This is a genomic window from Sphingomonas sp. ID0503 (assembly GCF_048565625.1).
Lineage (GTDB): Bacteria > Pseudomonadota > Alphaproteobacteria > Sphingomonadales > Sphingomonadaceae > JBLZUR01.
The window spans coordinates 1,127,551-1,136,905 of sequence record NZ_JBLZUR010000002.1; the positions used below are offsets into that span (position 1 = coordinate 1,127,551).

The 9,355-nt window shown below is 67.5% G+C and carries 10 protein-coding genes; 4 read left to right on the forward strand and 6 right to left on the reverse strand.

The window, feature by feature from the left end; all coding sequences use genetic code 11:
• Positions 1-20: 20 nt before the first annotated feature.
• The 6 genes from ACM608_RS06420 to ACM608_RS06445 all read right to left on the reverse strand — a co-directional run bounded on the left by ACM608_RS06420 (position 21) and on the right by ACM608_RS06445 (position 4,961).
• The gene (locus ACM608_RS06420) at positions 21-464 is read right to left on the reverse strand and encodes a DUF411 domain-containing protein (protein WP_419682428.1); all 444 of its coding nucleotides are present in this window, start codon (positions 462-464) and stop codon (positions 21-23) included.
• 56 nt (positions 465-520) lie between these two features.
• On the reverse strand, positions 521-1,585 hold the full coding sequence (locus tag ACM608_RS06425) for a copper resistance protein B (protein ID WP_419682429.1): 1,065 nt from the start codon (positions 1,583-1,585) through the stop codon (positions 521-523).
• Complete coding sequence (locus ACM608_RS06430; protein WP_419682430.1) at positions 1,582-3,555, reverse strand: copper resistance system multicopper oxidase; 1,974 nt, start codon at positions 3,553-3,555, stop codon at positions 1,582-1,584. The genes ACM608_RS06425 and ACM608_RS06430 overlap by 4 nt, the downstream gene beginning before the upstream one ends.
• Before the next feature lie 124 nt (positions 3,556-3,679).
• The gene (locus tag ACM608_RS06435) at positions 3,680-4,249 is read right to left on the reverse strand and encodes an RNA polymerase sigma factor (RefSeq protein WP_419682431.1); all 570 of its coding nucleotides are present in this window, start codon (positions 4,247-4,249) and stop codon (positions 3,680-3,682) included.
• Positions 4,246-4,683: a periplasmic heavy metal sensor gene (locus ACM608_RS06440; protein ID WP_188073333.1), complete on the reverse strand. Its 438-nt coding sequence runs from the start codon at positions 4,681-4,683 to the stop codon at positions 4,246-4,248. Before ACM608_RS06440 ends, ACM608_RS06435 begins: the two co-directional genes overlap by 4 nt.
• Entirely contained in the window at positions 4,680-4,961 is a 282-nt protein-coding gene (locus tag ACM608_RS06445) for a hypothetical protein (protein ID WP_188073332.1), read from the reverse strand. The genes ACM608_RS06440 and ACM608_RS06445 overlap by 4 nt, the downstream gene beginning before the upstream one ends.
• Before the next feature lie 124 nt (positions 4,962-5,085).
• Between ACM608_RS06445 and copC the strand changes: the two genes are divergently transcribed.
• From copC to cueR, 4 genes are all read left to right on the forward strand, one after another.
• Positions 5,086-5,469: a copper homeostasis periplasmic binding protein CopC gene (gene copC, locus ACM608_RS06450; protein WP_419682432.1), complete on the forward strand. Its 384-nt coding sequence runs from the start codon at positions 5,086-5,088 to the stop codon at positions 5,467-5,469.
• A gap of 3 nt (positions 5,470-5,472) precedes the next feature.
• Positions 5,473-6,375, forward strand: a complete 903-nt coding sequence (gene copD / locus ACM608_RS06455) for a copper homeostasis membrane protein CopD (RefSeq protein ID WP_419682433.1) — start codon at positions 5,473-5,475, stop codon at positions 6,373-6,375.
• 61 nt (positions 6,376-6,436) lie between these two features.
• Positions 6,437-8,788 carry a heavy metal translocating P-type ATPase gene (locus ACM608_RS06460; protein ID WP_419682434.1) on the forward strand — a complete coding sequence of 784 codons (2,352 nt, stop codon included), beginning with the start codon at positions 6,437-6,439 and terminating at the stop codon, positions 8,786-8,788.
• Complete coding sequence (gene cueR, locus ACM608_RS06465; protein WP_188073328.1) at positions 8,785-9,174, forward strand: Cu(I)-responsive transcriptional regulator; 390 nt, start codon at positions 8,785-8,787, stop codon at positions 9,172-9,174. Before ACM608_RS06460 ends, cueR begins: the two co-directional genes overlap by 4 nt.
• Positions 9,175-9,355 lie beyond the last annotated feature (181 nt).

The following is a 9,355-nucleotide window of genomic DNA, read 5'->3' on the forward strand; positions in this document are numbered from 1 at the left end:
TCGATTGAACCTTCCTATCTTTAGTGACGCGCGAACACTCGCTGGCCGTTCTCTCCGAAGGCGATGACGACGTAAGGCTGTCGCTTGGCGCCGGCGACTTCCATCCCGGGGGAGCCGATCGGCATGCCGGCCACGGCGAGGCCCTTGACACCCGCCGGGCGCGCGGCGAGCGCGCGCTTCATATCGGCGATCGGGACGTGCCCTTCGAACGCCATGCCATCGACGATCGCGGTGTGGCAGGACGACTGCGCGGCTGGGACACCGAGCCGGGCCTTAAGCGCCGCGCGGTTGGGATCGTCAATCATTCTGACTTGACGATCGAACCCGGCCTTCACTTGGCGTGCCCACTGCTCGCAGCAGCCGCAGCCCGGATCGCGATGAACGACGATGGGTCCCGCTGCCATCGTGACCGCCGGTGTGCCCAGCGCCAGTGCAAGAGCGAGAGTACGGAACATCTTCATCATTTATCTCCTTTCGACCTGGCGTGCCGTTCGCGCGCGGCTCGATCGTCCTGTCTAGTTCAGAACCAGGTCCTGATCCCAAACACGATGCTGGTGGATGACGGATTCTCACCCGCCGTGCGCGCGAAGTCGGCGGTGTCGCCGATCTTCCTGTCCCACGACACGCCGATATAGGGCGCGAACTGGCGTGTGATCTCGTAGCGCAGGCGCAGGCCAAGCTCGATGTCCGACAGGCCGGAGCCGATGCCGGTTTCCGGCACATCCTGCGCGGCAAGATTAAACTCGGCGCGCGGCTGCAGGATCAACCGCTGGGTGATCCGCTGGTCGTAATAGCCTTCGAGCCGGCCGAGCACGTCGCCTTTGTCGGAGAGGAACAGCGCGCCCTCGACCTCGAACCAATAGGGCGCAAGCCCCTCGAAGCCGATCGTGGCGTAGGTGCGTGAGGGATTGGGTTTGAAGTCGTAGCGGATGCCGGCCTGGAGGTTGAAGTAGGGGCCGATCGCGCGCGAATAGAGCGCCTGAATTTCGGCATCCTCGACCCCTTCGCCGAACGCGCCCGAGCCTTCGATCTTCACCACGAGCCGGTTGACGTCGCCGCCGAACCAACCCTCGCCGTCCCAGCGGAAGCCGTCGGCACCCTCGCGCGCCTGATATTCCGCGAGGTTGAACATCACCTGATAGAAAGGCTGGCCGCCCTGCTCGAACATCATCTGGCGGCGGGCATCCGCCATCTCTTCGGGTGGAAACTGGCGATCGGCATAATGATCCTCCGGCGGCTGCGGCGCCGGGGCATTGCCGGCCGGAAGCGCGGTGCCGGTCATCTCCATCGCGGGCGCCGCCTGGGCCGCGTCCGGCATGGCATGGCCCGCGTGCGGATCGGTTGCGGGCTTGGGCGTGCAATTGCCCATCGCTGCGTGCTCGGGCGAGCAATCGGGAGCGGCGGGGGCGGGGGCGGCATCTTGTGCCGCCGAAGGCGAAGGCGGCTGCTGAGCAGGTCTGGGCGCCGGCTCCGCTTGCGCCGGCATCGTCATGCCGGGCATGTTGGAATGGTCCATCGTCTGCGCCGCGGCGGGCGCGGCCAGGAGGACGACGGGAGCGGCGCCGAGCCGAAGCAGCGTCTTCATGCCGCGTCTCCCCGCGGCCGCACGCTCACGACGCGCATCATGCCCGCGTGCATGTGATAGAGGAGGTGGCAGTGGAACGCCCAGTCGCCGACCGCGTCGGCGGTGAAGTCCCAGGTCACCTTGCCGCCCGGCTGGACGATGACGGTGTGCTTTCTTGGCGCGCGGTCGCCGTGCCCCGTCACCAGCTCGAAGAAGTGGCCGTGGATGTGGATCGGGTGCCCCATCATGCTGTCGTTGATGAGGTTCACGCGCACGCGCTCGCCTTCGATGAACGGGATCGGCTCGTGGACGTCCGACATCTTCTCGCCGTCGAACGACCACATGAAACGCTCCATGTTGCCGGTGAGGTGGATGTCGATACTGCGCGACGGTGCGCGGACGTCGGGGTTGCGGTCGAGCGCCATCAGGTCGCGGTAGACGAGCACCTTGTGCCCGACATTCTCCAGCCCCTGGCCGGGCTCGCCGGTCCGGTCCATCGGCATCGGCGAGATCGTCTGGACGCCTGGGCCTTTCTTGACCTGCGGCGCATTGGAAAAATCGCGCATGCTCATCGAGCCCATGTCCATCGAACCGTGGTCCATGCCCGCCATCGCGCCGGACTGTCCGCCCATCGCCGAATGATCCATCCCGGCCATCCCGCCCGATTGGCCGGCCATGGCGCCGTGATCCATGCCGGCCATGCCGGAATGGTCCATCGGCATCGTGCTGTGATCCATATTGCCCACCGCCGCCGCGCCGCCGGCCATCGCGCCGGTCGCGAGCGCGGCCGATGGGTTCTGCTCGGCGGTGGGATCGACGCCGCGCATCCCGCCCGACATGTCCATCCCGCCCATGCCGCCATGATCCATCGACATGTCGCCCATGCCCATGTCCTTCATGGTCGCGAGCGGACGCTCGCGCAGCGGCGGCACCGCGGCGCTCATGCCGGCGCGCGGCGCCAGCGTGGCGCGCGCCATGCCCGAGCGGTCGATCGCCTCGCCGACTAGCGTGAAGGCCCGGTCCTCGCTCGGCGTGACGATCGCGTCGTAGGTTTCGGCGACGCCGATCTGGAACTCTTGGACCTCGACCGGCATGACGTTCTGCCCGTCAGCCTGGACGATGCTCATCGGCAATCCTGGTATGCGGACGTTGAAGGTGGTCATCGCCGATGCGTTGATGAACCTCAGGCGCACGCGCTCGCCCGGCGTGAACAGCGCGGTCCAGTTGTCCATCGGGCCGTGGCCGTTGACCAGGTAGGTGTAGATCGAGCCGGTTGCGTCCGAAATGTCGGTCGGGTCCATCCGCATGCCGCCCCACATCAGGCGTTGCGATGCTGTCTGGTCCCGTCCCGCCAGCAGGCCGGCCAGGGTCTGCTTCTGGAAATTGAACCCGCCGGGATTGAGCTTCATGTTCCGGAAGATCGCCTCGGGCGACATCCGGCTGTGGTCCGAAAGCACGATGACGTGCTCGCGGTCATACTGGGCCGGATCCTCGCCGACGGGGTCGATGACGATCGGGCCATAATGGCCGAGTTGTTCCTGCAGCCCCGAATGGCTGTGATACCAATAGGTGCCGTTCTGCTTGATCGGGAATTCGTAGAGATAATTCGATCGCGGCTTGATACCGGGAAACGAGACGCCCGGCACGCCGTCGTGCTGCGGCGGAACGAGGAGGCCGTGCCAGTGGATCGAGCTGTCCTCGTCTAGGTCGTTCACGACATTGAGCCGCACCATCTGGCCTTCGCGCAGCCGAATGAGCGGTGCCGGCACGGTGCCGTTGATACCGATCGCGGGCGAGGATCGCCCGTCGATCATCATCGTCTGGCGCGCGATGGTGAGCGTGATGTCCTCGCCTGAAACGGTCGGGAGCGGCCTTACGAGGCCTTGCGAGACGGGCTGCGCCCAGGCGGGAAACCATGCGGCAAGCGCGGCCGTGCCGCCCAGCGCGGCGGTTCCGCGAAGCAGTGTCCGGCGATCAATCGAAGCGGTCATTCATCGTCCTGAAATCTTGGCGAGGCTTACCGAACCATACGCGCGCGGCGATCATGCCCCTCATGGCGGAGTCGAAAAAAGCTGAAGGCAAGATGGGGTCTGACACCATGTCAGGGTCAAGCGTCTATCGTTGCCGGTCGATCTCGGCCGCGAGTCGCAGCCGGGCGCGATAGAGGCGCGTCTCGACCGCCTTCTCGCTGATTCCCAGCGCCTCGGCGGTTTCCGCCTGGCTCATGCCCTCGATCGCGCGCAGCACCAGCGTCTCGCGCAGATTGGCCGGAAGCGTGGCGATCGCCGCGCCCACCTGCCGCAGTTCTTCGCGGTCGGCCGCGAGCGTGTCGACCGCGGGCTGGTCGTCGGCGATGTCCGATGCGTGCTCGATGGGCAGCACCGCCCAAATCAATCGCCGCACCGCTCGGCGTCGCCGCCAGTCGCGCGCCTTGTTGATCGCGATGCGCGCGAGCCAGGCACGCATCGGCCGCCCCATGTCGAACCGGCGCAGCGATCCGTGCGCCGCGACGAACACGTCCTGGAGGACGTCGAGCGCTTCGTCGTCATCGCCGATGATCCGGGCGATCAGGCGGTGGAGCGGCTGCTTGTGCCGGCTGACGATCTCGGCGAAGGCCGCCTCCGGGCCGCCCAGCGCCAGCGCGACGAGCTCGCCGTCCGTGCGGTCGGCCAGACCGTCGTTCACCGGGGTTCTTCGGTCAGCGCCCTGGTCACGGCGGCATCGAACTTTGCCGCCTGCTCCGGTTTCAACAGCGCGCGCATCGCGAAGATGTGCGCCAGCGTCTCCTTCTGGAGCTGGCCCATCGTCCGGTGCGAGGCGTCGACCGCGGCGGCGACGCGAGGGCCATTGCCGTGCTCGGCGGCGATGGCATCGGCAAGACGGGCATTCTCGGCGCGCATCTCGAGCTCAAGCGCACGGCGCCGAACCGCGAAGCTCGCTTCCAGCGCTTCAAGCCGTCGCTCCTGCTCCGGATCGAGCGAAAGCTGCTCGTGCAGCACCGCGTGGAGCTCGGCCGCCGGCTGCGGCGGAGCGGGAACGAAATACCGCCCGACCAGCACCCCGATGACCGCAGCAGCGAACGCGATCAACCCGATGAGGATAAGCTGACGCGCTCTCATCGCGGTTCGAGCAGCAAGGAGGAGGGCGCCAGCGGGCTCGGCGCGCCGAACGGCGCGAGCGTCGACACCGCGCGCGCTTCGGCCAGCGGCACGGCATTGCTGACGATGCCGAGCACCAGCGCGAATGCGGCCGCACTCAGCGATGCGCCCATCGCCAGACCCGAAGACGACGATCGGCTCGCGATCGCGCACATTACGCGGTCTTCGAGCCCGGCGAGGCCGGCATGCGGTTCCGCCCCGGCGAAGCGAGCCAGCGCGCTGTCGATATCGTTGTTCATCGCCTGACCTTTCCTTCTGCCTCCCTCATACGCATGGCGCGGATTGTGCCCTCATCCAAGCTGGCGTGAGGGATGCGCGCGGCAACTGCGTATCGCCTAACATGGATTGCAAAAGGAGTTTGATATGAAGTTCCGATCGCTGATCGCCCCGTTCGCGGTGATGGCCGCACTGAGCGTGCCCGCCGCCGCGCACGCGCACCCGAAGATCGTCGCGGCGACGCCCGCCGCGAACGCCACCGTCGCACCGACCACGACGGTGCAGCTCACCTTCAGCGAGCGCGTCATGCCCCGATTGTCGAGCGCAACGCTGACGATGACCTCCATGCCGGGCATGGCGAACCACGTCATGAAGATGACGGGCGTGACGAGCGCGGTATCGGAGGACGGGAAGTCGATTACCCTCACCAGCGCCAGGCCGCTTTCGACAGGGAGCTACCGGGTCGATTGGGTGATCGTCGGCGCCGACACGCACCGCATCACGGGCACGCACGCCTTCTCGGTCCGCTAGGACATGACCGACTGGATCGGCGTGGCGCTGCGCTTCGGGGTCTATGCCGATCTGCTGCTGCTGTTCGGGCTGGCCGTGTATCCGCTTTATGCGGCCAGCCCATCTCGGCCATTCGGCGACCGCCTGATGATCGCCGGCCTCGCCGGGCTCGGCCTGCTGCTCTCGAACCTGTCCTTCTTGCAGATGGTCGCGTCGATGTCGAGCGCTACGATCACCGGCATCGGTCGCGAGACGTTCGATTTCGTCCTGTTCGAAACGCCGCCGGGTGCCGCATTTCTGTGGCGCACCGCGGCGCTCGCGACAGCGTTCGTCGCGGCGCTCTTGCAATCCGCGAAGATCCGATCGCCGGTGGTGACCCTCGGCGCCGGCGTCGCACTCGGCACGCTCGCCTGGACGGGCCATGCCGTAGTGACCGAAGGCGCTGCGGGCACCATCCATCGCCTGGCGGACGGGCTGCATCTGCTGGCGGCAGGTGCCTGGCTCGGCGCGCTCGCGGTCCTCGTCACGCTGCTCTTCGCGCGCATCGAGGACGATCAGTCGGTCGCCGCGGCACGCTCGGCGCTGGCGGGGTTTGCCGTGGCTGGCTCGATCATCGTCGCGCTGATCGTGGCTACAGGGCTCATCAACGTCTGGATGATCGTCGGCGTGGAGGGCGCCCTGCGGCTGCCGACGACACTCTACGGACAGCTCCTGATCGCAAAGCTGGTGCTGTTCGCGGCGATGCTCGGGCTTGCCGCCGCCAACCGGTGGCGGCTCACGCCGCGATTGGCATCGGGGGACGCCGGTGGCGCTTCCGGCGGTGTGCGTGCGCTGCGGGGCAGCATCGCGCTCGAAACGAGCGCGGCCATGCTGATCCTCGCGCTGGTCGCGTGGCTCGGGACGCTGTCGCCGCAGCCGACGATCTAGCATGTCTTGACTCTGACATGATGTCAGACTCCATATGAGTGGGCATGGAAGGATTCCCGCTATGAACCATGCCGATCACCACCATCATCAAGGCGCGAGTTGCTGCGCGACCAAGCCGGCGACCGGCGGCGCGATCGATCCCGTATGCGGGATGACCGTCGATCCCGCGACGACCCCGCACCACGCCCGACATGACGGCGAGGACTATCATTTCTGCAGCGCTGGCTGTCGCACGAAGTTCCTCGGCGATCCCGAGCGCTATCTCGGCGATGGGCCGCGCCCCGAGCCCGAAGCGACGCCGGGCGCGATCTGGACCTGCCCGATGCACCCCGAGATCCGGCGGGAGGGCCCGGGCACTTGCCCGATCTGCGGCATGGCGCTCGAACCCGAAGAACCGAGCCTCGACGATGCGCCCAACCCCGAACTGGTCGACTTCACGCGGCGCTTCTGGGTGTCGGCGGTGCTGGCGGTACCGCTCCTGGTCGTGTCGATGGTGGGCGAAATGCTCGGCTTGCAAATCGTCAGTCCGCAAGCCTCGCCTTGGGTGCAGCTCACCCTGACCGCGCCGATCGTGCTTTGGGCGGGCAAGCCGTTCTTCGAGCGCGGCTGGGCGTCGATCAGGACGCGCCATCTCAACATGTTCACGCTGATCGCGATCGGCGTCGGCGCGGCCTTCCTCTACAGCCTCGTCGCGACCTTCGCGCCCGGGCTGTTTCCGCCGACCTTCCGCATGCACGGCGGGATGGTCCCGGTCTATTATGAAGCCGCGGGCGTGGTGGTGACGCTGGTGCTGCTCGGACAGGTGCTCGAGTTGCGCGCCCGCGCCGCCACCGGCAAGGCGATCCGCGCGCTGCTCGACCTTGCGCCCAAGACCGCGCGCCGCATTCGTGATGACGGCTCGGAGGAAGAGGTATCGGTCGGCGACGTTATGGCCGGCGACCGCCTGCGCATCCGGCCCGGCGACGCAATACCGGTCGACGGCGTCGTAATCGAGGGCCGGTCCTCGGTCGACGAGTCGATGCTGACCGGCGAGCCGGTGCCGGTCGAAAAGATATCCGAGGCGCAGCTCACCGGCGGCACCGTCAACGGGACCGGCAGCCTCGTCATGGAAGCCCGCGCGGTCGGCGCCGACACGATGCTCGCGCGGATCGTTCGCATGGTCGCCGAGGCGCAGCGGAGCCGCGCCCCGATCCAAGCGGTTGCCGACCGCATCTCGGGCTGGTTCGTGCCCTTGGTCGTCGCCATCGCGCTCGCTGCCTTCGTAGTGTGGAACTTCGTCGGCCCCGAGCCGCGCTTCGGCCATGCGCTGCTGAACGCCATCGCCGTGCTCATCATCGCCTGTCCCTGTGCGCTCGGCCTCGCCACGCCGATGTCGATCATGGTCGGCACCGGCCGCGGGGCGCATGCCGGCGTGCTCGTCAAGAATGCCGAAGCGCTGCAGGCGCTGGAGACGGTCGACACGCTGGTCATCGACAAGACCGGCACGATCACCGAGGGCAAGCCGAGGCTTATTGCGGCCAAGACACTTGCCGGCGAGGACGAGGACGATCTTCTCGCGCTCGCCGCCGCGGTCGAGGCGCAATCGGAGCACCCGCTCGCGCATGCGATCGTCACGGCGGCGCAGGAGCGCGGATTGAAGCTGGCAGCGGTTCAGGATTTCGAATCGCAGACCGGACTTGGGGTCAGCGCAAACGTGGGCGGACGGTCGGTGGTGATCGGCAACGCCGCGCAGCTGCGTCGGATCGGTGCCGACCCTGGACCACTCGAAGAACTGGCGCAGTCGCACCGCGCAGACGGCGCCGGCGTCATGCTGGTGGCGATCGACGACCGGCCCGCCGGCCTGCTCGCGGTCGCCGATCCGGTCCGCGCCAATGCCCGCGAGGCGATCGCGGCGCTGCGCGCCGACGGGCTCAAGGTGATGATGCTCACCGGCGACAATGCGGCGACCGCCGAAGCCGTGGCGCGGCAGGTGGGCGGGCTCGATGCGGTCCATGCCGATTTGAGGTCCGACGACAAGGCGCGGATCGTCGGCGAGCTCAAGGCGTCGGGCGCCAGGCTGGCGATGGCCGGCGACGGTATCAACGACGCGCCCGCGCTCGCCGCCGCCGATGTCGGCCTCGCCATGGGCACAGGCACCGACGTGGCGATCGAGAGCGCCGGGATGACGCTGACCCGCGGCGACCTCTCCGCGATCGTGCGCGCCCGCCGGCTGGCTGACGCGACCATGCGCAACATCCGCCAGAACCTGTTCTTCTCGTTCCTGTTCAACGGCATCGGCGTGCCGGTGGCGGCGGGCGTGCTCTATCCGCCGTTCGGCATCCTGATGTCGCCGATGTTCGCAGGCGCGGCGATGGCGCTGTCCTCGTTCACCGTCGTCGCCAATGCGCTGCGCCTCAATCGGGTAAAGCTGTGAAGATCGGCGCCGCCTCGGACGCGAGCGGCGTCTCGCAGCGGATGATCCGCCACTATGAGAAGATCGGCCTGGTGCCGCAGCCGCCGCGCCGCGACAGCGGCTATCGCGATTATTCCGCCGCCGATGTCCAGCGGCTCCGCTTCATCGCCAACGCCCGCGACCTTGGCTTTCCGATCGAGGAAATCCGGACGCTGCTCGAACTGTGGAGCGATCGCGCCCGTTCCTCGTCCGACGTGAAGCGGCTGGCGACGACGCGCGCCGATGAATTGCACCGCAAGGCACAGGCGCTGGAGAGAATGCGCCTCGCCCTGCTCGACCTCGCGACCCGCTGTCACGGCGACGACCGGCCAGATTGTCCGATCATCGACACCCTCGAACGCCGTTAGTGATCGGGTTTGCGGGCAGCACAACCCTCACGCCTCGTGACGGAAGTACAGCATCGCCTCGAGGTGAATGACGCCCGTTAGGTTCGTTTCACCCGGAGCGATTCGAACGGCATCGCCGAAGCGCACCGCTGCGCCTACTACGTTGAACTCCCAGCGATTTCGCCGATCATAGCCATCGCGG